The following is a 25594-nucleotide window of genomic DNA, read 5'->3' on the forward strand; positions in this document are numbered from 1 at the left end:
CTGGCCCCTGTTATTTCCCTCACCACGGCATCCGTCCGAATTTCGGGGTTCATTGCCTAGAATTTGGCCCGGACACGACACAGGAGGGGAGCGGTGACCGTGCGACGGGACTTCCAGGAGCCTGCGAGATGCCGCCCCGACCTGGTCATCGGCCGGGAGGAGCTGTTCACGGCCGCCCACGAGCAGCTCACCCGAGGCGGCAGTGTCCTGCTGCACGGTCCCGCCGGAATAGGGAAGTCGACCGTACTGCGGGCATTGGCAGCGGAATACGCCGGTGCCGCCCACACCGTGTTGCGCTGCTCCGCGACCGAGTCCGAATCGCACCTGCCCTTCCTCGCGCTCGCCGACCTCCTCGGCCTGGTGCTCGACCGGGTGTCCGCCCGGCTGCCCGCCGCCCAGGCCACCGCCCTGGAGTCGGCGCTCACCGGCCGCGGTGAGTCCAGCCTCCAGCGCGACGGACTCGCGCTGCGCCTCGCCGTGCTCTCCGCGCTGCGCGCGCTGGCCACCGAGGGCACCGTCCTCGTCGTCGCCGACGACCTCCAGTGGCTGGATCCGGCCAGCGCCGAACTCCTCGGCTTCGCCGCCCGCCGCCTGGGTGACACCCCGGTCCAACTGCTGTGCGCGGTGCGCACCGAGGGCCAGGAGTACGACCGCCATCTACGCGCGTCCCCGCCGGACACCCTCGCCGTCCGCCTCGGTCCCCTGACCCGCACCCAGGTCTCCGCCCTGCTCGACCACCGCGGCCACACCGGCCTGCCCCGCTCCACGGTCCGCGAGATCCACCGCACCAGCGGCGGCAACCCGCTCTTCGCGCTGGAACTCGGCCGCGCCCTCGCCGAGAGCCCCACCCCGCCGCGCCCCGGCGAGCCGCTGCCCGTGCCCACCTCGCTGCGCGCACTGGTGCTCAGCCGCCTGGACATGCTGTCCGTTCAGGCTCGCCGCACGCTGCTGGTGGCGAGCGCGGGTGCACGGCCCACACCCGCCCTGCTGCACGCGGCCGGCCGGGAGAACGCCGAGGCCGAGTGCGCGCAGGCCGCCGAACTCGGGCTGCTGGCCACCGAGCCGGAGGGCCCCGCCGTACGGTTCGCGCACCCGCTGATCTCCGCCGCCCTGTACGCCGAGGCCCCCGTCCACGAACGGCGGGCCGCGCACGCCGCGCTGTCCACCGCCGCCCCCGACCCGATAGAGCGGGCCCGCCACCTCGCGCTGGCCACCACCGGCACCGACCCGGAGGCCGCCGCCCGGCTCGCCGAGGCCGCCGCGCTGGCCCGGGACCGCGGGGCGCCGTCCGTGGCCGCGCAGCTCGGACTGCTCGCCGCCCGGCACACCCCGGCCGGCAGCGTGCCCGGCCCGGACGAGCGCCGGCTCCAGGCCGCCGAGGACGCCATCACCGCCGGGGAGGTCGACCTCGCCCGGGACATCGCCCGCGAGGTGCTGGCCCGGGCGACCGTGCCCGCCGAGCGGGTGCGGGCCTGGATGGCGGTGATCGAGACGGCCGGCCACACCATGACCGAGGTCGACGCCGTCTTCCCGCAGGCCCTCGCCGACGCCGGCGACGACCCGCGGCTGCTCGCCCTCGTCCACTACCAGATGGCGTGGCGGGCGCTGATCGTGGAGGGCGACTTCACCGAGGCGCGCGAGGCCGCCGCGCACACGGCGGAGCTCGCCGAACGCGGCGGCGACCGGCGCACCGAGCTGCTGGCGCTGGCCTTCCTGGCCCAGATCGAGACCCTGATGGGTCATCCGGCGGCCCCCGCCACCATCAAGCGCGCGATGAAGGAGCCGCAGGACCCGAGGGTGGCGTGCCATCACAACGGCGCGGGCAGCGCCCGGTTCCGCTGGCTGGTCATGGGCGACCAGCTGGCCGAGGCGCGGGCGACCGTCACCGCCCTGCTGCGCGAGGTGCGGCGCCGCGGCTCGGTGGAGAGCGAGGTGCACTTCCTGCGCGGCCTCGCCGAGACCGAACTGCGCTCCGGGCACTGCGGCCGGGCACTGGAGCTGGCCCGCGAGAGCCTCGCCCTGGCCCGTGACTCCGGGATCGGCGAGACGGCCTCCGGCATGCTCACCTCCCTCGCGGAGGCCTCAGGCGGCGACGTGGACCGGGCGCTCGCGCTGGCCCGGGAGGCGGTCGAGCACGCCGAGCAGGACGGGGACCAGATGTACCTCTCCCGGGCCCTGGGCGCCCTGGGCTACGCCCAGTTGGTGGCCGGCGACCCGGCGGGCGCGGTGCGTTCGCTGCGCCGGGTGCGGGAGCTGGAGCAGCACCTGGGCATCACCGACCCGGCGCGCGGCCGCTGGCACGGCGACCTCGCCGAGGCCCTCGTCAGGATCGGCGCGCCGGACGAGGCGCAGGACGTCATCGACGTCACGCGTGAGCACGCGCTGCGGCTCGGCCGGGAGAGCGTGCTCGCGGTCCTGGACCGCGCCGAGGCCCTCGTCCGCGCCGCCCGCGGGCAACTCGACCCGGCCGTCGCCCAGCTGACGTCGGCCCAGGACCGGCTCGCCAAACTCGGCTACGGCCTGGAGGAGGCCCGCGCCGCCTTCGCGCTGGCCCAGCTGCGGCCCACACGCCCGGGACCGACGGCGTACGACGAGGCGGCCCGGCTGTTCCGCCGCTGCCGGGCACTGCCCTGGCTGCGTCAGGTGGAGGCGGCCGGCACGGCACCGGAGCCCGACCCGGAGCCGGTGGTCACCGCGCCCGCCGCCCTGGACGCGCTGGAGGGACTGGCCGCGATGGAGCGTCAGGTCGCGGCGCTGGTCATGGAGGGCGCCACCAACCGGGAGATCGCCGCCCGTCTGTTCATCAGCGTCAAGACGGTCGAGGCGACCCTGACCCGGGTCTACCGCAAGCTCGGGATCCGTTCGCGGGTGGACATCGTCCGATTGGCGGCAGGCCGCCGCGCACAGTGAGCCACAGTGAGCAACGCTCTTGTTTACTGAGCCGGACCGAGGGTTTTCCCTGCCCCACTCCACTAGGGGGTTCCCTCATTGGGAGGAGGCTGTTCCCGGTCCTAGCGTGAACCCATGCCGCTCGCCCGGGCATACGGAGGTCGGTCCCGCGACCCCCACGCTCCACCCCCACACCCGCGCGTCCCCCCACCGGCAACCCCACTGAGGAGACTCATGTTCGGGCCAAACCGCGCAAGAAAGACCGCCGCCCTCGTCGCGGCGACCGCTGCCGCCGCCGCGACCGCCCTGCTCAGCGCCCCCACCGCGCAGGCCGCCCCCCAGCCCATCGTCGGCGGCACGACGACCACGACGAGCACGTACCCGTTCATGATGCAGATCACCGACGCCTCCGGTAACCAGTTCTGCGGCGGCACCCTGGTGGCGGCGAAGAAGGTCGTGACCGCGGCCCACTGCATGGTCGGCGAGTCCACCAGCAGCGTCCGGGTGGTCGGCGGCCGGACCTATCTGAACGGCACCAACGGCACGGTCAGCAAGGTCAGCAAGATCTGGATCAACCCGGACTACACCGACGCCACCAACGGCGACGACGTCGCCGTGCTGACCCTGTCGTCGTCGATGTCGTACACCCCGGCGTCGTACGTCTCCTCCTCGCAGACCGGCGTGTACGCGGCCGGCACCACGGCCCGCATCCTCGGCTGGGGCACCACCTCGGAGAACGGCAGCTCCTCCAACCAGCTGCGGACCGCGACCGTGCCGGTCGTGTCCGACTCCAGCTGCAAGAGCTCCTACGGTTCGGACTTCGTCCAGACCGACATGGTTTGCGCCGGATACACCTCCGGCGGCGTAGACACCTGCCAGGGCGACAGCGGCGGTCCCCTGCTCATCGGGGGCGCCCTGGCAGGGATCACTTCCTGGGGAGAGGGGTGCGCGGAGGCCGGTTACCCGGGTGTGTACACCCGGCTGACCACCTTCTCGGACCTGGTGACCACGCAGGTCAACTCGTAACCCGGAAAGCCTCCCGAGAACCCCTCGGGTAGATGCCAGGGGGGCGCTGCGGGCCTCCACGAGCGGCCCGCAACGCCCCCCTTTCCACGTCGGCTCCGTACTACGTCAGCTCCGTACCACGGTGCCGAACCGGATGTCGTACGACGCCTCGGGGTGCAGCGTCTCCAGCATCCGCCGGCCCTCTTCCCGCACTTCCTCCCGCTGGGCCGCGGTCAGCCGCCCGAAGGCCTCCACGACCAGCGCCTCACCCTCCAGCTTCCAGACACCGGCCAGGAAGCCGTCGACGAGGAGGGTGCGGTAGGCCTGGTTGCCCTGCCAGCTGCGGCCCCGGTACTCGGGGGGTATGACGCGGGTGCGGTCGGCGTGGGAGAGCAGCAGGTTGTCGAACTCGGGCAGGAAGCGGGGCGGGGCCGGGGTGTCCGGGTCGGGGCGGGGCGCGTCGGGCAGGTCGAACAGCTCGGTGCCGTTGCCGTCCCGGAAGGTGACGAGTTGTGGGCGCAGGCGTTCGAAGGCCGCGCGCAGCCGGGTCAGGCCGGCCCAGGTCTGCATGTCCTTGACGGAGGCCGGGCCGAAGGCGGCGAGGTAGCGCGGTACGACGGCGTCGGGTGCCGGGGCCGGCTCGGCGGGGCGGCCCAGCCACCGCTCGGCGGTGGTCAGGGCGACCTGGCCGCTACGGTCCCACAGCCCGCGCGGGGTGACCTGGACCAGCGGCAGCCGGCAGCGGGCGGCGACCGCGAGCGCCTGCGGGTCGGCCTGAGGCCACCGCGCGGACAGGGCCTGACGCAACTGCGCCATGGTGCGCGGCTCGTCCTCCACGAGCTCACGGGCCAGCGCGGCGAGCCGGTCCAGGTCGACGCCGGTGAGCCTGGCCCGGAACGCGTTCAGTTCCCGGTCCCTGGCGGGCTGGACCAGAGGGCGCAGGGTGAGACAGTCATCAGCCGTGTGGGTATGGATGGTCGAGCGCATCGTGACGATACGGACGGCCGCGCGGTCGGCCATGAGCCGGGAGAGATCCTGCGGCCCGAAGCCGTCGAGGCGGGCGGCGAGCGCGTAGTACGGCGGCTTCACGTTCTGCGCCTGAAGCCCCACCAGATGCCCGACGGCCGCCCCGGCCGACAGCCCCGAGCGGCGCAGCAGCAGCTGCCGTTCCAGAGTGGCCCGGTTGAGGGCCCGCACGGAAAGCACGGGCGCGCTCGCCACGCGGGGGCGAGGACTCTTGGCGCCGGGGCTCTGCTTGCGCGGGCTCGTCGCGCGGGGCCGTTCCGGCCGTGGGCCTTCCTGGCTGGAACCCGCCGCGCGAAGACTCTCCGAGCGCGGGTCTTCCCGGCTGGAACCCACCGCGCGGGCACTCGCCGCGCGAAGACTCTCCGGACGCGGGTCTTCTTCGCTTGAGCCCGCCGGACGCGTGCTCGTCGCTGGGGGCCTCTGGGTGCTCGGGTTACCGGGACCGCCGCCGTCCGTGCTCCACGCGCCGCGCGTCTCCTCGCCGTGCATTGCGTCGCCACGGGTCTCCCGCCGATGGCTGCCCGTGTGAGAACTCATCACGCCTGCGCCCTCCCGTCCACGACTCCCGGCCCGCCGATCCGCCATGCCACCGCCGCTCCCCGCCTCAGCCCCCACGACTCAGTCCCCCACGCTTCGATCGCCCACACCGGAGCCGTCCCGCCGAACTCCCGCACGGGTGCACCTTGTGCGGGCGTCGGCCCGCGGCGGCTCCGATCCGTCATGACCGCACGCTAGTGCCACTTGCGGACATCTTCGGTCCTCAACTCTCACCGGATCCCGGTCCGCGCACCGGGGACGGGCCGGGTATGCCCCGTATATCCTGCGGGTGATCATGCCGACGCAGGCCGACCGAGAGGCAGCACTCGATGCCCGAGCGACGCGCCCTCCCCGCCTCCGGGAAGAATCTCCGCAAATCCGTGTGGCGGCGCACCCTGCCCCCGGCGCAGCCGCCCACGGGCGAGCCGTCCGCGCCGCCCGTGGACCCGCCCGCCGCGGGACCGGCCGAGGCCGCGAGCGTCGTACGGGCGGCCCTGTACCGCGACGGAGTGCGCGTCGCCGACCCCGCCACGCTCGCCGACACCTACCGGGAGCTGCGCGAGCAGCCGGCCGGCATGGCGTGGATCGGTCTCGCACGGCCCACGGAGGGCGAACTCCTTTCGCTGGCCAAGGAGTTCGGGCTGCATCCGCTGGCCGTCGAGGACGCGATGGAGGCGCACCAGCGGCCGAAGCTGGAGCGGTACGGCGACACGCTCTTCGTCGTGCTGCGCGCCGCCCGCTACCTGGACGCCCCCGAGGAGGTCGACTTCGGCGAGCTGCACGTGTTCGTCGGAACCGGCTTCGTCATCACCGTCCGGCACGGCGCCGCCCCCGACCTCTCCGCGGTCCGCCGCCGTATGGAGGGCTCCCCCGAACTGCTCAAGCTGGGCCCGGAAGCGGTCCTCTACGCGATCCTCGACGCGGTCGTGGACGGCTACGCGCCCGTCGTCGCGGGCGTCCAGAACGACATCGACGAGATCGAGACGGAGGTCTTCCGCGGCGACCCCGAGGTCTCCCGCCGCATCTACGAACTCTCCCGCGAGATGGTCGAGTTCCAGCGGGCCACCCGCCCCCTGGTCGGCATGCTGCACGGCCTGATGGCCGGCTTCGCCAAGTACGAGACCGACGAGGAACTCCAGCGCTACCTCCGCGACGTCGCCGACCACGTCACCCACACCAGCGAACGCGTCGACGGGTTCCGCCAGGCCCTCACCGAGATCCTCACGGTGAACGCGACCCTGGTCACCCAGCAGCAGAACGCGGAGATGCGGGCGCTGGCGGAAGCGGGCTTCGAACAGAACGAGGAGGTCAAGAAGATCTCCAGCTGGGCGGCCATCCTGTTCGCGCCCACCCTCGTCGGGACGATCTACGGCATGAACTTCCGGGACATGCCCGAGCTGAGCTGGCCCTTCGGATACCCCTTCGCCATCGCCCTGATGGGGGTCGTCTGCACCACGCTGTACTTCGTGTTCAAGCGGCGGGACTGGCTCTAGGGCCGGTCTGACAATTCCCGCCTGCCCCGCGACGCCTGGCACGCACGCTCGCCGCGTTGCCGAACCACCCACGTGGCTCCGCCACGAGGGCGCTCCGGCGCCTTGCGATCGCACGCTCCCCCACGCTCGAACGCGCTCGCGCGGGGGGACCCCCATCGCCGCCGCGGGGCCCGCCCTTCGGGCGGACGACGGGAATTGTCAGACAGGCCCTAGGCTCCGGGCACGGTCCTCAGGAGTCGGGGTCGCAGACCGACGACAGCCAGGTCAGGTCCTTCCTCCTCCTGAGGGCGTCCAGGTCACGCAGGAGCGGCTTCAGCCTGACCGGCCGGGCCAGGTAGTCGATGGTGGCCTGGGCGAAGGCGTCGCGCACCGAGGGTGGCATGGCGTCGGAGGCGTCGAAGCAGTGCACGGCGTCCTGGTCGAGCAGGGTGTGGGCGAGCGAGCGGCGCTGCGCCCCCTTGTACGTGTTCACGTGCACCTCGTTGTTGACGGAGAACCCGGTCTCGACGCTGCTCCAGGCCTGCTGCGCCTCGGCGGAGGCCAGGTAGCGGATCAGTTCCCTGGCCTCCGGGGTCTCGTGCAGCAGTGCGACCAGGTCGCCGGAGACCTCCCAGGAGTTGGACCCCGCCTTGCCGGTCAGCAGCGGGGCGGACGGCTTGTACACGCCCTTCCCGTCCTTCCAGGCCTTCTCGGTGCCGACGAACGAGGCCTGGTGTTCCAGGCCGCACTGCGGCGGTGTCTTCGTTGCGAGCCCGGAGGCATCCCGGTAGGAAGCGTTCAGGGCCCGCTTCACGACGTCGTCGTCCCCGGCGCCGACCAGCTCGCCCCATTTCTTCCAGGCCTCCTCGACCTCGTCGGAGGTCCAGGACAGCTTCCCGAGGGCCCACCGCTGGTACGTCTCCCAGCCGTACTTCTGGAGCAGGATGTCCTCGATCCAGTCCGTACCGGGCCAGCCGCTGGTCGCGCCGGAACCCATCCCCAGGCACCACTGACGCGGCTGCCCGGCGGCCTGGGCACGCTGCTCGTCGCTCATGCCGCGGGGTGACCAGACGATGCTCTTGAGGTCGGCCTTGAGCGGGAACCAGTAGACACCGTCGCTGAAGGAGGAGATCCAGGATTTTCCGAAGTCGTCCTTGGAGATCAGCTCGTCGAGGCGCTTGAGCTTGTGCTGCTTGTAGTAGAGGGCCAGTTCGCCGGGCCCGGTGAGCACGACCACGTCGGGCGGGGTGCCCGCCTCCACGTCGGCGCTGAGGACCTCGCTCTCGGCGGAGCTGCCCTGGTAGTCGACGTGGATGTGGTGCCGTGCCTCGAAGGGGGCGAGTACGCGCTTCTCGAACTTCTTCGCGTCGTCCTCCGTCCAGTTGGCCAGCAGGGTGACGGTCCGCTCGCGGCCGAAGTGCCGTACACCCACGATCACGGCGGCCGCGATCAGGGCCAGACAGCTCGCCACGAGGGTGACGGTACGCAGGAGGCGGCGGGAGGGACCGCGCCGGCGGACGGGGGCGGCCGGGACGCGGCCGTCGTCGGGCGCGCTCACCGGGGCGTGAACCGGTAGTCGTTGATGTGGCGTCGCAGGCCCGCGTCGGCCAGTGCCATGAGCACGATCCCTCCTACCAGGATCCACACCGCCGCCGCCGCGCGGAAGCCGGTGTTCGACAGATGGTCGGCGACCTGCTGCCCCGCCTCGAGGCTGTCCCGTGGCGTCTTCGCCAGCAGTTGGTGCGTGTCCGCCATGCCCTGGTGCGTCCACAGGGTGAACAGCGCCAGGATCACGGTCCCGCCGGTCATCAGGACCCCGGCCGCCAGCAGGGGCCTGCTGTACCGGCGCCGGAACCGCCGGCGCAGGAAGGCCTGGGTCTCCAGCAGGGCGGCGGCCAGGGCGAGCACGAGCAGCAGGACGACGCTCCAGCCGAGCCACAACGCCCAGCCGAACCGGCTCTGGTGGTTCACCAGGTTCTGCTGTTGCCTCTGCAGCGTGAGCAGGCGGGGCAGAATCCCGGTGTCCTTCCCCTCATGCAGGATGCTGTGGGCATAGCGGAGGTACGCGTCCCGCAGCAGGCCGGTGTCCTGCTCGCGCAGCGCCTTCTGGGCCATGCCGGTGTAGACGGTGATCAGTCCGGCGACCGTCTGGAGGGCCTGCCTGCCCGACGCTCCGCCCTCCTCGTCGGCGGCGGCGACGGCCAGGCTCTGCGCGGCGACCGCCATCTGCGTCTGGAACGTGCTGACGGAGGGGGTGGGAGAGCTGGCCTCGGCGTCGGCCGCGGCGAGCGCGTGCCGGGCGGTGTCGATGGCCACGACGGCGGGCGCGCTCGAGGTGCGCAGTGGGCCCGCGTCGCCGTGCACCCCCTCGTAGGAGAGGAACAGGACGAGGGTGAGCGCGGCGCTGAGCCCGAGCAGCAGCCGGTGGCGCAGGTTCAGCTCGTGGGCCGTCGTGCTGCCGTCGCCGGCGTCGTCGTGGCCGGTGATCCGGTCGAGGAGGCGGGACAGGGCGGCCGGTGCGGGGTGCCCGACCGAGTCGCGGACCGGTGTCGTCGTCCTCATGCGGGCTCCCCGAGCGGTCTGCCGCAGTCGCCGCCGCAGTAGCGGGAGCCGGCCGGGCCGAGCCATTCGCAGTGCGGGCACCGGACCAGTTCTCCGCCGCCGTCACCGGCCGGGCCGGGGTCGCGCGGGCCGGCGGGTGTGTGCCCGGGTGCTTCAGCCTGTTCGGGCGGTGTGGTCACGGAGCTGGAGAGGATCAGGTGCTGCCAGTCGACGTGCTTGAGGCCGTCGCGGACGTGGACCTCGTGCGGCGGCGAGGCGTCCCGGTCGGCGACCCGCAGCAGTTCGTCCCGCAGCCGGGTGTCGCCGAGCCGGTCCGCGAGCGACAGGGCCCTGGTGAGTTCCGCGCTCGCCCGGGCGCGGCCCTCCGCGCCCCGCAGCCAGGCCCGGTAGGCCTCCGCGACCGCCTCGTAGGACTGCTGGTAGAGCTGGTGGCGTGCCACGCCGGGGTGCGGCCGCGAGACGTCGTCCGGGTTGTCGGTCCAGTTGACCAGGATGGGCTGCGGGACGGGCAGCCGCACGGGGGATCCGGTCTCGGGTACGAGCAGTTCCACGGCGGCGAGTTGGAGGTCCTCCCCGAGCTCCCGGCCGGCGGGGTCGGCGGCGAGGACAACCTGGTAGTGCCGGGTCTCGTCGGCCCAGCCCCGGGTGACGTACTCGGTGCCCCGCGCCTCCGGTTCGGCGCCGGCCGGCCGGAGTGTCTGTTCGCTCGGCACCACCTGTTTGACCTCCCGGATCTCGGTGCCCTGGGTGGGGACCAGCCGGATACGCACCTCGGGGAGCGCGGTGCCCAGCAGCCGGTCCATCAACTCCTCGTAGGCCGAAGGCAGTTCGGCCTCGTCGCGGACCGCGGCCGCGTGCCCGTGCAACTGGTCGGCGACGCTCAGCAGGACCTCGGCGTCCCAGCCGTCGCCGATGCCCCAGGCGTCGCAGATGAACTGTCCGTCGCAGGCGCGGAGTACCTTCTCCAGCCGTTTGTCGGTCCGGTCGTCGTGCTCGTTGCGCCCGTCGGTGAGCAGCAGGACGTGTTTGACGGGCGCGTCCTGCCCGTGCAGGAGCCGCCGGGCGAGGTCGAGCCAGGGGCCGATGGCCGTACCGCCGTCCGCGTCCAGCATCCGTACGGCGTATTCGGCGCTCTCGCGTTCGCGCGGGTCCGCGACGGCCAGCGCCTCGGTGCCGGAGCCGGGGTGGACCACGGTGGCGTCGAACCGTCCGGACAGTACGGCGAACGGGGTGCCGTCGGGGAGCAGCCGGATGGCGGCGACGGTGGCGTCCTTGGCGGCGTGGAGTTTGGTCTCGGGGTGGAGCATCGACTTGGAGGTGTCGACGATCAGTACTTCGGCGAGGGCGGCGCCGGTGTCCTCGCGCCGGCCGGACGCCTGGCCGCGGCCGCCGTCGCTGACCCCGACCTCGATGATGGCGTGCATCTCCGCGCGGCCGGGCGGGCCGGTGGACGTGGGCGTGGCGGGCAGGTACTTGTTCTGGCCGACCTTCAGCGTCACCTCGACGGCACCGGCCTCGCTCGTCGCGGAACTCCCCGTTGAATTCACGCTCATGGTTGCTCTTTCAGAATGTGGTCATCGGACGGACGGTGTTGGCCAGGTCCAGCAGCCGGCCGTGTTCGTCGGCGGTGTGCGCCTGTCCGGCCAGTTGCCGGAAGGACTGCTCGAGGAGTTCCCCGAGCGCCTGTCCGGTGCCGGAACCGAGCAGTGTCCCGGCAGGGAACCCGGGCTCCCAGCCCTGGCGCGGCCAGCGGTCGAGGACGTTCTCCCGGACCTCGGCGACCAGCCGGTCCCTGGAGGCGCCGTCGCTCTCACCGCCGTCGAGGCGGAGCAGGGGCAGCCGCCGGGCCGCGTCCCTGAGGTCGGGCACGGAGGGCGGGCGGCCCAGCAGGGTGCCGGTGCGGACGCGCACGGCGGCGATCCGGGCCGTTTCGTAGTGCCGGGAGGTCGAGGGGACGTCGTCGAGGACCGCCACGGCCTTGTCGCGTTCGCCGGAGGCGAGATGGCCGCGGGCCAGTCCGAAGGCGGCGGCGGTGTGGGCGAAGTCCCGTTTCCACACGGCCTCGTAGAAGGTCATGGCCCGGGTGGTCTGGGCCTGCCGGTGGAGTTCTTCACCCCGGGCCGCCCAGGCCTCGGCGTGCCGCTCCGCGCAGTAGCCGAGGGCGAGCTTGGGCACGTACTCGCCGGGCAGTGCCTGGAACACCGCGTCGAAGCACCGGTCGGCGCCGTCCACGTCCGCGCCGCTGAGGTGCAGGACGCCGCGGTGCCAGGCGATCCGCCAGTCGTACCGGGCGTCCTGTTCGCCGAGCTGGGTCTCGGCCTCTGCTAGCCAGGTCTCGGCCTCGTCCTGCCGCCCGGCGCGGAGGTAGGCGCGGCACAGCCACAGCGCGGTCTCGGCGGTGCCGAGGCGGGACTCGCGCCGCCACTGTTCGGCGACCCGGTCCGGGGCGCCCGGCGGGAAGGTGCCCAGCAGCAGGGCGGCCCTGTCGCCGGGGTCCGGGACGGGCTGGGGCAGGGCGCCGGCCACCTCGGCGGCGGGCGGTGCGCTGAAGGAGAGCTCGTGCGGGGTGCTGTCGGGGCGGTTCGTCCAGTGGCCGAGCGAGGGGATGGCACCCAGTCCGGCGTCCAGGGCGGCGTCGGTGGGCGAGAACCGGGTGGAGCTCTCGGGCAGTTGCTCGCCGAACTGGAGGGAGCGGAACTCCCGCAGGGCCTCCCACAGTTGGCGGGACATCTCGGCCGCCGAGCGGAACCGGGCCCGCGGGTCGCGGTGGGTGGCCCGCTCGGTGATCAGCCGGAAGGAGTCGGGGGCGAGGCCGGGGGCGGGCTCGATGCCGTGGGCCAGTGCCTCCAGGGTCACGCCGACCGTGTAGAGGTCGCTGTCGATGTGCCAGCCGCGCTGGTCTATCTCCGCCTGGGGCGGCGCGTACACGTCCGTGTACACGTAGGCGGAGTCGCGGTCGCCGATCGCCCGGACCGCGCCGAGGTCGACGACCTTGATCTCCCGTCCGAAGTGGATGACGTTCGAGGGCTTCATGTCGCAGTACAGCAGCCCGCGTTCGTGCATGTACTGAAGGGCGCCGAGGATCTTGCACCCGTAGGTCAGCACATGGTCGAGGCGGGGGCGGCCCTTGAAGAGGCGGGTGACGTCGTCGGAGTCGAAGAGCCGTTGCAGGGACCGGCCGGCGATGTAGTCCATGACCAGATAGCCGGTGGGCGCCCGCTCGGGGACCTGGTGTTCGGCATAGGTGATCAGGCGGACGATGTCGGGATGGTGCAGTTCGGTGAGCGAGCGCTGTTCCTCGACGGCGTTGCGGCGGGCCTGCGCGTCATGGGCGTTGAGCAGGCCCTTGAGCACCACGTGCATGCCCTGCGCCTGGGTGTCCGCGGCGAGGTAGACCCAGGAGAGGCCGCCGCCGGGGATGCAGCCGAGGATCCGGTAGTGGTCCATGACCTTGTCGCCCCGGCTCAGTTCGGGCAGGAACGAGTACGGCGCGCCGCACCGTGGGCAGCGTCCGGTGACCCGGGGCGGCTGACCGCCGTAGCCGACCCCGACCGTCATGGTGCAGCCGTCGTACCCGCAGCGACGGCCCCCGGAGGGCGGCTCGGGCTCCTCCTCGAGAAGTTCCTCCAGAACCGGAAGGGGAACCTCGGGCAGGACGACCAGCCCGTGCTGGTCCAGGTCCCCGGTACCGGCGACGGCGTGCACCGCCGCCGGGGCGGGCCGCTCGGGACGGCTCCGGACCGGGGGCCCCGGCGGGGTCGGCGGCCCGGCCTCCCGTTCCGCCACCGGGACCGCGGCACGGTGGCCGCAGGTGTCGCAGTAGCCGGTCACCATCACCCGACCCGCACAACCCGGCCGATCACACGGCGTCATGAGCCCCCCGCCCCCCGCACCCCACCCAACCCACGAAGACCACCCACCCCGCGCAGCCCCCGAACGCCCTTGGCGCCATGGGCGGTCCGGGACGCCTCCGGCCGCGCATCGGCGTCGGCGCGCGGGGTGTCGGTGCCCGCATCCCGGTCGGAAGCGGAGTCGGGAGGCGCCGGGTCGCCGGGGTCGGGCGGGTCGGTTCGCCCGGCCGGGTCATGGCTGTTGCCGTCGGTGCAGGGCGGTCCGTCCCCGTCCGGGCGGCCGGAGGCGAACGCGACGAAGCGCTCGACCGCGGCTTCGGCCTCCTCGATGTCGCAGGGCCTGCGGCGCAGCAGGCGGGAGGCGGTTTCGTAGAGCCGGTACGCCTCCAGGTCCCGGGTGATGTCCCGGGGCCCGGACCGCTGCCGCGACAGCGCCCATATCCCGGCAACCCGGCCGCGCAGTTCGTCGTGGCGCAGGATGCGGGCGTCGAGGAAGCCGACGGCCTGCTCCAGACGCCGTCTGCGGCGGCGGGCCGCCGCCTCGTAGACGAACAGGTCCTCGGCGTGCCGTGGTTCGGGGACCGGGCGGGCGGCCACCTGTTCGCGCAGGACGACCGTGCGCCGGAAGGCGTCGTCGGCCCGGGCCACCAGTTCCTCGGTGCCGGGCCGCGGCCGCACCCGGCCGAGGCGTTCGTGCAGGGCGGGGCCGAGCCGGTCGGCGATCCGGTCGAGCTCGGCGCGCATCCTGCTCCAGCGGTCCGGCAGCGGCAGCCGTACCAGGGTCTCCTCGGCCTGTGCCACGAGCCCGTCCCGCCGGCGGAACACCAGCAGCAGGCGTGCGCCCTGCCGGGCGAGCCGTTCCAGCAGGGCGAGCAGCCGCCCGGGTTCGGCCGCCATGTCGACGCCGACCAGGACGGCGGCGAGGGGCGTGCCCGTCTCGGCGAGCTGTTCCGGCAGTCCGGCCAGGGGATCGACGGGGGTGCCGAGCCGTTCGGCGATCCGCTCGGCGACCTGGGCGACCGTCATGCCCTGGACGCCGAAGGCGAGGTCGTGGCTGCCGGCCGGGGGGACGGTGTCGGGCGGGTCGTCGGAGAACCGGCTGGTGTTGCGCCGGGTGCGCAGTTCACGGTCGGCCAGTGTGATGGCCCGGCCCAGCGTCCAGGCCCGGCGGCCGCGGGCCGGTACGACGGTGACCAGCACCGGCCAGCCCTCGCCGCGGAACCAGCCCGCCAGTTCGGTGGCGAACTCCACGTCGAGTTCGCCGGTGTCGTGCTTCGGGCGCAGTCCGGGGTCGACGGCCGACCGGCCGGCCGTCCAGGCGGCGACCTGCGGGAGGTGGCGCAGGACGGTCTCGGCAGGGCTCATGTAGGTGAAGAGGGAGGGATGGCCCTCGTCCACGCTGAGCACGATGCCGATGAGCCGGCCGGTCGCGAGGTCGACGACGCCTCCGCCGCTGAATCCCGGGCTGGCCAGTTCCCCGGGGGTGTCGGGGCGGAGTTGGACCTGGCCGTCCCGGCCCCGGCCGCCGACCACGGTGCCGCCGTGCCACCGGCCGCCGTCGTCGCCCACCGGGAAGCCGTACATGCGGACGCCCTGCCGCGAGGTGGCGAGGCGGAACAGCCGGGTGGCGTCCTCGGCGGGCCGGGGCTCGGCCAGGCGCAGCAGGGCGAGGTCTCCGGCGCGGTCGCCGAAGTCGTCCGCCTCCTCCGGGATCCACTCCCGCTCGACGACGGTGGCGGCGACGGACGGGACGGTGCCGGCGGCCGCGCCGACGAAGCGCACGACGTAGGTCCGGTCCGGTTGGACGACATGGGCGCAGGTGAGCACCCGGTCGGGGCTCAGCAGCACCCCGGCGCCCACGACGTGTCCCTCCGCGTGGTGGATGCGGGCGATCCACCGCGGTGTGCGTAAATCCAGTTCGACGGCTCGCTCCCCCGTGCCTGCCATGTCTTGTGAGGTTACTCGCGATGACTCTCCGATACCACTGATGTGCGCAGAGTCCCGACAGACGCGGGTGACGAGGGGCGACGGAGCAGGACGTGGGCGGCGCGGCCGGGGTCTGCGCTCATCCCTCGTCCCCGCCGACTCGCACTGACGGGAAGCGTCACCGGACGGGACCCTCGAACACATGCTCTATACACTGAGTGTATAGTCCGCGCATGCCTCTTTCGACCGACACGAGCCCGACCAACAAGATGCAGAGACGGGCGCCCCGGTTCCGTCTCGCCGCGACGACCGCGGCCGCCGCCTGTCTGGCCCTGCTGCTGACCGGCTGCGCGGAGGTGGACGCCACCAGCCCCAGCGCCGCCCGCACACAGGCGGCGGCCGGTTCCCCGGCCCGGTTCGGCACCGTCGACTGCCGCGAGGCCAAGTGCATCGCGCTCACCTTCGACGCCGGGCCCAGCGAGAACTCGGCCCGGCTGCTGGACATCCTGAAGGAGAAGAAGGTCCCGGCGACCTTCTTCCTGCTCGGCAAGCGGCACATCGAGAAGTACCCGGAGCTGGTGAAGCGGATGGCGGCCGAGGGCCACGAGGTCGCCAGCCACACCTGGGACCACAAGATCCTGACCCGGATATCGGACGCGCAGATACGCGAGGAGCTGAAGCGGCCGGACGACGCGATCGAGAGGCTGACCGGGCACCGGCCGACGCTGATGCGTCCGCCGCAGGGCCGGACCGACGCCGATGTGCACAAGATCGCCAAGGAGGAGGGTCTGGCGGAGGTGCTGTGGAGCGTCACCGCGAAGGACTACACGACCACCGACTCCGCGCTGATCACCAAGCGGGTCCTCGCGCAGGCCTCCCGGGACGGGATCATCCTGCTGCACGACATCTACAAGGGCACCGTGCCCGCCGTGCCCGGCATCATCGACGCGCTGAAGGCGCGCGGGTACGTGTTCGTGACCGTGCCTCAGCTCCTCGCGCCCGGGAAGGCCGAGCCGGGGAAGGTGTACCGGCCGTAGGACTGTACGCCCGGGGATTGCGCCGTCCGCGTGATACGACGGCCGACGCGCCACTCGCCCGGTGCTCTTCCCTACGATCGTGCCATGGTCAACTTCTCCCTCGAACGCACGGCACCGCTCCCCATCGACGAGGCGTGGCGCCGGCTCACGGAGTGGTCCCGGCATGCCGACGCCGTCCCGCTGACCCGGATCACCGTGGTCACGGACCCGCCGACCCGTCAGGGCACGGTGGTCGTGGCCCGTTCGGGGATCGGGCCGCTGGCCTTCGACGACCCCATGGAGGTCACCGTCTGGCGCCCGCCGCGGGACGGCGAACCCGGACTGTGCCGCCTGGTCAAGCGGGGCCGCGTCGTCCTCGGCTGGGCCGAACTGGAGGTACGGCCGGGACCGGGCGGCCGTACCCGCGTGGTGTGGCGGGAGGAACTGCGGGTCCGCCGGCTCCCGTCCGCCTTCGACCGCCCCCTGACCGCCACGGCCCGGACGGTGTTCGGACGGGCCGTCAACACCCTGCTACGCACCCCCTGACGACCGGCTCCGCTGAACCGCGTCGGCGTCGAACGCCGGACGGGCCGGTCCGCGGCGGCGCTCAGGCCACGGACCCGATGCGTCCCGGTGGTGCCGGGTCGTGGTGGATCGGGGTGTGCGCGCCGGTCAGGGAGACGCCGCTGCCGCCGCGCCGGTCGGCGACGATCTCCGCGGCGATGGACAGGGCGGTCTCCTCGGGTGTGCGGGCACCGAGGTCGAGGCCGATCGGCGACCGCAGGCGGGCCAGTTCCAGTTCGGTGACGCCGACTTCGCGCAGGCGTTCGTTGCGGTCGAGGTGGGTGCGGCGGGAGCCCATCGCGCCGACGTACGCGACCGGCAGGCGCAGCGCCAGCTTCAGCAGCGGTACGTCGAACTTGGCGTCGTGGGTCAGCACGCACAGGACCGTCCGGGCGTCCACGGGCGTCCGCTCCAGGTACCGGTGGGGCCAGTCGACGACGACCTCGTCGGCCTCGGGGAAGCGGGCCCGGGTCGCGAAGACCGGCCGGGCGTCGCACACGGTCACGTGGTGGCCCAGGAACTTGCCGACGCGGACCAGCGCCGAGGCGAAGTCGACCGCACCGAAGACGATCATCCGGGGTGGCGGGACCGACGACTCGACCAGCACCGTCAGCGGAGCCCCGCAGCGCGAGCCCTGTTCGCCGATCTCCAGGGTGCCGGTGCGGCCCGCGTCCAGGAGGGCCGCCGTCTCGGCGGCCACCGTGCGGTCCAGCGCCGGGTGTCCGCCGAAGCCGCCCTCGGGCGAGCCGTCGCCGCGCACCAGCAGCGCCCGGCCCAGCAGTTCGGCCGGTCCGGAGACGATCCGCGCCACCGCCGCGGCCTCCCCCCGCGCCGCGGCGGCGAGCGCGGCGGCGGCCACCGGCCGGACGGGGTCGCCCGCCCGTACCGGCACGACGAGGATGTCGATGACGCCGCCGCAGGTCAGGCCGACGGCGAAGGCGTCCTCGTCGCTGTACCCGAAGCGTTCGAGCACGGACTCGCCGTCCTCGAGGGCCTGCCGGCACAGCTCGTACACCGCACCCTCCACACAGCCGCCGGAGACCGAGCCGATCGCCGTTCCGCCGGCGTCCACCGCGAGGGCGGCGCCGGGCCGGCGCGGGGCGCTGCCGCCGACGGCCACCACGGTGGCGACGGCGAAGTCACGGCCCTGCTCGACCCACCGGTTCAACTCGTCGGCGATGTCCAGCATCTCTCGGTCTCCTCAGATCGCTCCTGCGGCGGGTGCCCGGCGGATCGGCTGGTGCACGTCCGGCCGGCCCTCAAGGGGAGGGAGGTGTCCGGGGGTCACTCGGTTCCGGTGAGGTGCTCGGGCCGGACCGGTGTGCGGTTCAGCTCCAGCCCGGTCGCGTTCCGGATCGCCGCGAGGACGGCCGGGGTCGACGACAGGGTCGGGGCTTCGCCGACGCCGCGCAGCCCGTACGGGGCGTGGTCGTCGGCGAGTTCGAGGACGTCCACCGGGATGGTCGGCGTGTCGAGGATGGTCGGGATCAGATAGTCCGTGAAGGAGGGGTTTTTGACCTTCGCCGTCTTCGGGTCGACGATGATCTCCTCCATCACCGCGATGCCCAGGCCCTGGGTGGTACCGCCCTGGATCTGGCCGAGGACCGACAGCGGGTTGAGCGCCTTGCCGACGTCCTGTGCGCAGGCCAGCTCGACGACCTTGACCAGGCCGAGCTCGGTGTCGACCTCGACGACGGCGCGGTGCGCGGCGAAGGAGTACTGGACGTGGCCGTTGCCCTGGCCGGTGCGCAGGTCGAAGGGCTCGGTGGGGCGGTGCCGCCACTCGGCCTCGACCTCGACGGCCTCCCCCTCCAGCACGTCCGCCAGGTCGGCGAGGACCTCGCCCGCGTCGGTCACGACCTTGCCGCCCTCCAGGAGCAGCTCGGCGGTGGCCCAGGCGGGGTGGTACGTGCCGAACCTGCGGCGGCCGAGCTCCAGTACCTTCTCGCGCACCAGCTCGCAGGAGTTCTTCACGGCGCCGCCGGTGACGTACGTCTGACGTGACGCGGAGGTCGAGCCGGCGCTGCCCACCTGCGTGTCGGCCGGATGGATGGTCACCTGGGCGACGCCCAGCTCGGTGCGGGCGATCTGCGCGTGGACGGTGACGCCGCCCTGTCCGACCTCCGCCATCGCGGTGTGCACGACGGCGACCGGCTCGCCCGCGATGACCTCCAGGCGGACCTTCGCGGTGGAGTAGTCGTCGAAGCCCTCGGAGAAGCCGACGTTCTTGATGCCGACCGCGTAGCCCACACCGCGTACGACACCTTCCCCGTGCGTGGTGTTGGACAGCCCGCCGGGCAGCTGCCGTACGTCGGCGCCCTCGCTGCTCTCCCACTGGCGCTCCGGCGGCATGGGCATCGCCTTGACGCGGCGCAGGAGTTCGGCGACGGGGGCGGGCGAGTCCACCGGCTGCCCCGTGGGCATGATCGTGCCCTGCTCCATGGCGTTGAGCTGCCGCAGCTCCACCGGGTCCATGCCGAGCTTCCGCGCCAGCTTGTCCATCTGCGCCTCGTAGGCGAAGCACGCCTGGACCGCGCCGAAGCCGCGCATGGCGCCGCAGGGCGGGTTGTTGGTGTAGAGGGCGATGGCCTCGATGTCGACGTCGTCGACCTGGTACGGGCCGATGCCGAGGGAGGCGGCGTTGCCTACCACGGCCGGTGAGGATGACGCGTACGCGCCGCCGTCGAGGACGATCCGGGCTTTGACGTGCGTCAGCCTGCCGTCCTTCGTGGCCCCGTGCTCGTAGTACAGCTTCGCCGGATGGCGGTGGACGTGCCCGAAGAAGGACTCGAAGCGGTTGTAGACGATCTTGACCGGTTTCCCGGTGCGCAGGGCCAGCAGGCAGGCGTGGATCTGCATCGACAGGTCCTCGCGGCCGCCGAAGGCACCGCCGACGCCCGACAGGGTCATCCGGACCTTGTCCTCGGGCAGACCCAGCACGGGTGCGATCTGGCGGAGGTCCGCGTGCAGCCACTGGGTGGCGATGTAGAGGTGGACGCCGCCGTCCTCCTCGGGTACGGCCATACCCGACTCCGGGCCGAGGAAGGCCTGGTCCTGCATGCCGAAGTGGTACTCGCCCGTCACGATCACATCGGCCCTTTTCGCGGCCTCGTCCGCGTCTCCGCGGACGATCGGCTGGCGGTGGACGATGTTCGGGTGCGGGACATGGCCGATGATGGGAGTCCCCCCGGTCGAACGAAGTTGAGACTGGGGGAGGTCGGTGCGGTTGTCGTGGACCAGGACGGCGTCCGGGGCGGTCGCGGAGGCCTCGTCGGTGATGACCGGCAGCTCGCGGTACTCGACCCTGATCCTGGCGGCGGCGCGGCGCGCGGTCTCCGGGTGGTCGGCGGCGACGATCGCGACCGGCTCGCCGTGGTGGCGCACCTTGCCGTGGGCGAGGACGGGGGTGTCCTGGATCTCCAGGCCGTAGTTCCGTACGTCGGTCGGCAGGTCGTCGTACGTCATCACGGCGTACACACCCGGCGTCGCGAGGGCCTCGCCCGTGTCGATGGAGACGATCTCGGCGTGGGCGACCGTGGAGCGCAGGATCTGGCCCCAGAGCATGTCCTCGTGCCACATGTCGGACGAGTACGCGAACTCGCCGGTGACCTTGAGGGTGGCGTCCGGGCGGAGGGTCGACTCGCCGATGCCGCCCTTGGTCGGGGTGCCCTGGGTGAGCTTGGTGGGAGCGCCGATGGTAGGCATGCTGCTCAGACCGCCTCTCCCTGCCGGGCGGCCGCCAGGCGGACCGCGTCCATGATCTTCTCGTAGCCCGTGCAGCGGCACAGGTTCCCCGAGAGGGCCTCGCGGATGTCCTCGTCGGTCGGGTCCGGGTTGCGTTCGAGCATCTCGTCGGCGGCGACCAGCAGGCCCGGGGTGCAGAAGCCGCACTGGACGGCGCCGGCGTCGATGAAGGCCTGCTGGATCGGGGAGACTCCGGTGCCCTCGCCGGTCTGCGAGTCGGTGCCCTCGGCCCGCGGCGTACCGCAGGCACGCTGCCTGGCGTAGTCGGCAAGACCCTCGACCGTGACGACGTCCCGGCCCTCCGCCTGACCCGCCGCCACCAGACAGGAGCACACGGGGACACCGTCGAGCCGGACCGTGCAGGACCCGCACTCCCCCTGTTCGCAGGCGTTCTTGGAACCTGGCAGCCCGAGCCGCTCGCGCAGCACGTACAGCAGGGACTCGCCCTCCCACACGTCGTCGGCTTCCTGCGGGCGTCCGTTGACGGTGAAGTTGACACGCATTACGCGACTCCCTCCGAGGTGCGGCGGGCGCCGCGGTACGACTCCCAGGTCCAGGTGAGCGTGCGGCGGGCCATGACGCCGACCGCGTGGCGGCGGTAGCTCGCGGTGCCCCGGACGTCGTCGATCGGGTTGCAGGCGGCGGCGCACAGGTCCGCGAACCGCTTGGCGACCGACGGGGTGATGATCTTTCCGTTGTCCCAGAAGCCGCCCTCCTCGAGCGCCGCGTTCAGGAACTCCTCGGCGGTCTTCGCGCGCACCGGGGTGGGCGCGGCCGAGCCGATGCCGGTGCGGACCGTACGGGTCCCGGGGTGCAGGGCGAGCCCGAAGGCGCACACGGCGATGACCATGGCGTTGCGGGTGCCGACCTTGGAGTACTGCTGCGGGCCGTCGGCCTTCTTCACCCGCACCGCGCGGATCAGCTCGTCGGGCGCCAGGGCGTTGCGCTTCACACCGGTGTAGAACGCGTCGATCGGGATCAGCCGGGTGCCGCGCACGGACTCGGCCTCGACCTCGGCGCCCGCCGCGAGCAGCGCGGGGTGGGCGTCGCCGGCCGGGGAGGCGGTGCCCAGGTTGCCGCCGACGCCACCGCGGTTGCGGATCTGCGGGGAGGCGACGGTGTGCGAGGCGAGGGCCAGACCGGGCAGCTCGGCGCGCAGGTTCTCCATGATCTGCGTGTAGGGCACCGAGGCGCCCAGCCGCACGCTGTCCTCGCCGGTCTCCCATGCGTAGAGATCGCCGATGCGGGTGAGATCGAGGAGGTACTCGGGCCGGCGGTGGTCGAAGTTGATCTCGACCATCACATCGGTGCCGCCCGCGATCGGCACAGCGGTGGGGTGCTCGGCCTTCGCGGCGAGCGCCTCCTCCCAGCTGGCGGGGCGAAGGAAGTCCATGACCGGCTCTCTTCCTGGTCTCGAGGTCGTACGGTTCGAGCCAGATCGGGTGCGGCGGGCCCGGCTCGTTCAGTTGGTGTTCTCGCTGAACGAGCCCAGTACACAGCGCTTGCTCCGACGGGGTCAGTCACGGAAACCATGAAGGAGTTGGCTGGCCAGGGCGGGCATCTTGTAGATTCGTATGAACGGAGGCTCTCGGTAACCTCCTCGTTTTTCCGAGGAAACGTCAGCGGGCCCGCGCCCCACGAGAAGCTCCAAGATTCATCGTAGGTTTCGAGACAGAGAACGGCGGACGAGAATGCGGCTGCGCGCACTGCTGGACACCGACGCGCTGGGCCTCAGGCTGCTCGGCGGCGAGGACGAGCTGGACCGCACCGTCCGGGGCGTGATGACGACCGACCTGCGCGACCCCAGCCGCTACCTCTCCGGTGGCGAGCTGGTGCTGAGCGGGCTGGCCTGGCGCCGGGACGCCGCGGACTCCGAGCCGTTCGTACGGATCCTGGTGCAGGCCGGCGTGGCCGGGCTGGCCGCCGGCGAGGCCGAGCTCGGGGACGTCCCGGACGACCTGGTCGTGGCCTGCGCGCGGCACCGGCTGCCGCTGTTCGCGGTGCACGAGTCGGTGGCGTTCGCCACGATCACCGAGCACGTCGTACGGCAGGTCTCCGGCGAGCGGGCCGGGGATCTCGCGGCCGTGGTGGACCGGCACCGCCGGATGATGACCGCAGGACCGGCCGGCGGCGGCCCGGACGTCGTCCTGGACCTGCTCGGCTCGGACCTCGACCTGCGTGCCTGGGTGCTGTCGCCCGCCGGGCGCCTCGTCGCCGGCCCCAAGACCGCGGGCCCGGTGCTGCCCGCCGAGGTGTGCGCCCAACTGGCCGCCGAGCATCTGGCCGCCGTGCGCACCGGACGCCGGGGGCCGCACCGGGTCGCGCTGGGCTCGACGACGTACTCGCTCTTCCCGATCCGCAGCTGGGGGCACCGCCCGGCGGCTGCCGGGGGAGGCCGCTCCCCGCAGGCCGCCCGGGACGTGCGCGAGACGGTGCTGTCGGAGTGGCTGCTGGCCGTCGAGGCCGACGCCGGGGACTGGCCCGGGGAACGCCTCGATCTGCTGCAGGGCGTCACCCAGCTGATCGCGGTGGAGCGGGACCGGCGGGACGCGGCGCGCACGGTCCGCCGGCGGCTCGCCCAGGAGGTCCTGGAACTGGTGCAGACGGGCGCGGCGCCCGCCGAGATCGCCGCCCGGCTCAGGGTCGCGGCGCCGGTCCTGCTGCCCGGCCTGGGCGCGGCCCCGCACTGGCAGGTGGTGGTGGCCCGGGTCGAGTGGGAGGGCGGGGAGATCGAGGGCGGGCCGGTGGCCCAGTCGCTGCTGGAGGAGATCCTGGTGGACCCGCGGGCGACCGGCCCCGAGCCCTCCGACCGGATCGCCGTCGCGCACACCGGTGACGAGGCGATCGCGCTGGTGCCGCTTCCGGCGGTGTCCGCCGAGCACGACGGCTCGGAGGCGGGGATACTCGCCGACGCGCTCCTGGAGTCCGTACGGGCCCCGCTGTCGGCCGGACTCGAGGACGACGGGCGGGTCACCCTCGGCGTCAGCGCGGCCGTGCACTCGGCGGAGGGGCTGCGCGGGGCGCTGGAGGAGGCGCGGCACGCGCGGCGGGTGGCGGCGGCGCGGCCGGGCCGGGTGTGTGCGGCGGGCCACCAGGAACTGGCCTCCCATGTGCTGCTGCTCCCCTTCGTCCCGGACGACGTCCGCCGGGCCTTCACCGCGCGGCTGCTGGACCCGCTGCGGGACTACGACCGCCGGCACCGGGCCGAGCTGATCCCGACGCTGGAGGCCTTCCTCGACAGCGACGGCTCCTGGACGCGCTGTGCCACGCGGCTGCACCTGCACGTCAACACGCTGCGGTACCGGGTGGGCCGGATCGAGCAGTTGACGGGGCGTGACCTGTCCCGGCTGGAGGACAAGCTCGACTTCTTCCTGGCACTGCGGATGAGCTGAGCGGGTGCGCTGAGCGGATGGGCCGAGCGCGGAAAGCGATCTCGGAGGGGATCACTCCCGTCACTTTGTGAAAAGTTTCACCCAGCCCCTTGGCCCGGCCCGCCGATTGGTGCTGGAATGCGGCCACCAACCACAAGCTCGATGGCGTGCTCGGGGAGGGCAACGTGGCGCATTCCGCCATGTCTGGTAACGGAACGACCGCTGGTGACGATCCCCTCCAGACCGCGGTATGGCGGTTGCGCTCGCGGGCCTGCTGGGCCGACGCGGCGGCCCTGCTCCCGCCGGACACCGCGAGCGCCGCGCTGCAACGGGCCGGGCTGCTCGTCGAGCGGTGCCTGTACACCGAGCGGGGGTGGGAGGAGGCCGAGGACGCGCTGCGCACCGCCGAGGCGCTCGCGCGCGGCGACGAGGAACGGGGGGCCGCTGCCTGTGAGCGCGGGCAGCTCGCCTACACGGCCACCCTGCACGGGGTGCACGACCGGGCGGACGAGGCGCGGGCCGCGCTCGGGCGGGCCGCCGCGCTGATCGCGCCGAACGCTCCCGGCCGGGCCCTGCTGGACTTCCGGCGGGGGCTGCTCGCCGAGAACCTGGCCCGCTCCCCGCAGGCGGCCCGGGCCGCGTACCGCCGCGCCCACGCGGGCGCCGCCGCGCACTCCGATCCGCTGCTGCTGTCCTTCACCTGGCGGCACCTGGCCGGGCTCGCCCTGCGGGAGGGGGAGCTGGCGGAGGCCCGGCACGGCTTCGCCGAATCCCTGCGCATCCGTGAGGAGCTCGGCTACCTGGTGGGCACGGCCCCGGCGCTGGCCTCCCTGGCCGACACGGAGACCGAGCCGGAGGCGTCACGCCTGCGCGACGAGGCCCGGCGGTTGTTCCGGCTGCTCGGCGGTGTGCCCACGTGGCTGGCACGGCAGCTGGCCCCGCCGGCGCCGGGGGCGGCCACGGCGTAGGCACGGCCTGAGCGCCGGCCCAGAGGAAACTGAGAGGTTCCTGTGCCAGGCTGGCGCGCCCGACCGGCGGAGGAACCCCCCGATGAGCCTTGTCAACGGCCTGCCCGCGCACGTCCTGCTCGTCCATGTCGTCGTCGTCCTGGTCCCGCTGACCGCGCTGGCTCTGGTGGCCTGCGCGGTATGGCCACGGGCCGCCCGGCGCCTCGGCCCGCTGCTGCCGCTGCTCGCCCTCGTCTCGCTCGTCAGCGTGCCGCTGACCACGCAGGCCGGCGAGTGGCTGGAGCGGCACGTCGACAGCGACGCCCTGGTACGACGACACGCCGAACTGGGTGACGGGCTGCTGCCCTGGGTGCTCGGTCTCTTCGTCCTGGCGACGGTCGTGTGGTGGGCGGCACGAAGGCCGGCCCCCACGACCGACACCACTCCGACGGACACCGGCCGCTGGTCGGCCCTGCCCGTGCGGATAGCCGTGACGGTGCTGTCCCTGGCCGTGGCCGCGGGCGCGGTCATCGACGTCTACCGCATCGGCGACTCCGGCGCGAAGGCGGCCTGGCACGACGGCTTCTCGAAAACCACGAGCAACGGTTCCTGACCGCCCCGAGGTCACACCCCCCGGCCCGGCGGCCGACGACGCTTCGGCGGACACCGGCCGCTGGTCGGCCC

General features: G+C 73.1%; 18 protein-coding genes. 8 read left to right on the plus strand and 10 right to left on the minus strand.

Annotated elements, in window-relative coordinates; genetic code table 11:
• Positions 1-93 precede the first annotated feature (93 nt).
• Together ACH45E_RS23850 and ACH45E_RS23855 are read left to right on the plus strand one after the other, a co-directional pair.
• Positions 94-2910: an AAA family ATPase gene (locus ACH45E_RS23850; RefSeq protein ID WP_361439540.1), complete on the plus strand. Its 2817-nt coding sequence runs from the start codon at positions 94-96 to the stop codon at positions 2908-2910.
• Between the two features lie 213 nt (positions 2911-3123).
• Positions 3124-3915 (plus strand): serine protease, encoded by a 792-nt coding sequence (locus tag ACH45E_RS23855; protein WP_361439542.1) that lies wholly within the window; start codon positions 3124-3126, stop codon positions 3913-3915.
• Positions 3916-4020: 105 nt separating this feature from the next.
• On the opposite strand, the gene ACH45E_RS23860 is transcribed toward ACH45E_RS23855, so the two are convergent.
• Positions 4021-5115: a winged helix DNA-binding domain-containing protein gene (locus ACH45E_RS23860; protein WP_361439544.1), complete on the minus strand. Its 1095-nt coding sequence runs from the start codon at positions 5113-5115 to the stop codon at positions 4021-4023.
• Between the two features lie 671 nt (positions 5116-5786).
• On the opposite strand from ACH45E_RS23860, the gene ACH45E_RS23865 reads away from it, so the two are divergent.
• Entirely contained in the window at positions 5787-6950 is a 1164-nt protein-coding gene (locus tag ACH45E_RS23865; protein WP_361439546.1) for a magnesium and cobalt transport protein CorA, read from the plus strand.
• Positions 6951-7179: 229 nt separating this feature from the next.
• Here the strand turns inward: ACH45E_RS23865 and ACH45E_RS23870 are convergent, their stop codons facing one another.
• From ACH45E_RS23870 to ACH45E_RS23890, 5 genes are read right to left on the minus strand one after another with little or no spacing between them, the layout of a single operon-like run.
• The gene (locus tag ACH45E_RS23870; protein WP_361457364.1) at positions 7180-8487 is read right to left on the minus strand and encodes an ABC transporter substrate-binding protein; all 1308 of its coding nucleotides are present in this window, start codon (positions 8485-8487) and stop codon (positions 7180-7182) included.
• Complete coding sequence (locus ACH45E_RS23875) at positions 8484-9491, minus strand: hypothetical protein (protein WP_361457361.1); 1008 nt, start codon at positions 9489-9491, stop codon at positions 8484-8486. Before ACH45E_RS23875 ends, ACH45E_RS23870 begins: the two co-directional genes overlap by 4 nt.
• A complete protein-coding gene (locus ACH45E_RS23880) occupies positions 9488-11044 on the minus strand; it encodes a VWA domain-containing protein (RefSeq protein ID WP_361457358.1) in 1557 nt (518 codons plus the stop codon). The genes ACH45E_RS23875 and ACH45E_RS23880 overlap by 4 nt, the downstream gene beginning before the upstream one ends.
• 10 nt (positions 11045-11054) lie before the next feature.
• Positions 11055-13325: a tetratricopeptide repeat protein gene (locus ACH45E_RS23885; protein WP_361457355.1), complete on the minus strand. Its 2271-nt coding sequence runs from the start codon at positions 13323-13325 to the stop codon at positions 11055-11057.
• A gap of 35 nt (positions 13326-13360) precedes the next feature.
• A complete protein-coding gene (locus ACH45E_RS23890; protein WP_361457352.1) occupies positions 13361-15289 on the minus strand; it encodes a serine protease in 1929 nt (642 codons plus the stop codon).
• Positions 15290-15537: 248 nt separating this feature from the next.
• On the opposite strand from ACH45E_RS23890, the gene ACH45E_RS23895 reads away from it, so the two are divergent.
• Both ACH45E_RS23895 and ACH45E_RS23900 read left to right on the plus strand, forming a co-directional pair.
• Positions 15538-16305 (plus strand): polysaccharide deacetylase family protein, encoded by a 768-nt coding sequence (locus ACH45E_RS23895; RefSeq protein ID WP_361457367.1) that lies wholly within the window; start codon positions 15538-15540, stop codon positions 16303-16305.
• An 84-nt stretch (positions 16306-16389) separates the two neighbouring features.
• Positions 16390-16830 carry an SRPBCC family protein gene (locus ACH45E_RS23900; protein ID WP_361457349.1) on the plus strand — a complete coding sequence of 147 codons (441 nt, stop codon included), beginning with the start codon at positions 16390-16392 and terminating at the stop codon, positions 16828-16830.
• Positions 16831-16891: 61 nt separating this feature from the next.
• Here the strand turns inward: ACH45E_RS23900 and ACH45E_RS23905 are convergent, their stop codons facing one another.
• The 4 genes from ACH45E_RS23905 to ACH45E_RS23920 all read right to left on the minus strand — a co-directional run bounded on the left by ACH45E_RS23905 (position 16892) and on the right by ACH45E_RS23920 (position 21985).
• On the minus strand, positions 16892-18037 hold the full coding sequence (locus tag ACH45E_RS23905) for an XdhC/CoxI family protein (RefSeq protein WP_361457346.1): 1146 nt from the start codon (positions 18035-18037) through the stop codon (positions 16892-16894).
• A gap of 95 nt (positions 18038-18132) precedes the next feature.
• The gene (locus ACH45E_RS23910) at positions 18133-20553 is read right to left on the minus strand and encodes a molybdopterin cofactor-binding domain-containing protein (protein WP_361457343.1); all 2421 of its coding nucleotides are present in this window, start codon (positions 20551-20553) and stop codon (positions 18133-18135) included.
• A gap of 5 nt (positions 20554-20558) precedes the next feature.
• On the minus strand, positions 20559-21095 hold the full coding sequence (locus tag ACH45E_RS23915; RefSeq protein WP_361457340.1) for a (2Fe-2S)-binding protein: 537 nt from the start codon (positions 21093-21095) through the stop codon (positions 20559-20561).
• Entirely contained in the window at positions 21095-21985 is an 891-nt protein-coding gene (locus tag ACH45E_RS23920) for a xanthine dehydrogenase family protein subunit M (protein ID WP_361457337.1), read from the minus strand. Before ACH45E_RS23920 ends, ACH45E_RS23915 begins: the two co-directional genes overlap by 1 nt.
• A gap of 298 nt (positions 21986-22283) precedes the next feature.
• On the opposite strand from ACH45E_RS23920, the gene ACH45E_RS23925 reads away from it, so the two are divergent.
• From ACH45E_RS23925 to ACH45E_RS23935, 3 genes are all read left to right on the plus strand, one after another.
• Positions 22284-23984, plus strand: coding sequence for a PucR family transcriptional regulator ligand-binding domain-containing protein (locus ACH45E_RS23925; RefSeq protein WP_361457334.1), 1701 nt, complete (start codon positions 22284-22286; stop codon positions 23982-23984).
• 164 nt (positions 23985-24148) lie between these two features.
• A complete protein-coding gene (locus tag ACH45E_RS23930) occupies positions 24149-24931 on the plus strand; it encodes a hypothetical protein (RefSeq protein ID WP_361457331.1) in 783 nt (260 codons plus the stop codon).
• Positions 24932-25013: 82 nt separating this feature from the next.
• A complete protein-coding gene (locus ACH45E_RS23935) occupies positions 25014-25523 on the plus strand; it encodes a DUF2231 domain-containing protein (RefSeq protein WP_361457328.1) in 510 nt (169 codons plus the stop codon).
• The last annotated feature ends 71 nt before the right edge of the window (positions 25524-25594 follow it).

This window comes from Streptomyces sp. NPDC020299 (genome assembly GCF_044387825.1).
In the GTDB taxonomy this organism is placed as follows: domain Bacteria; phylum Actinomycetota; class Actinomycetes; order Streptomycetales; family Streptomycetaceae; genus Streptomyces.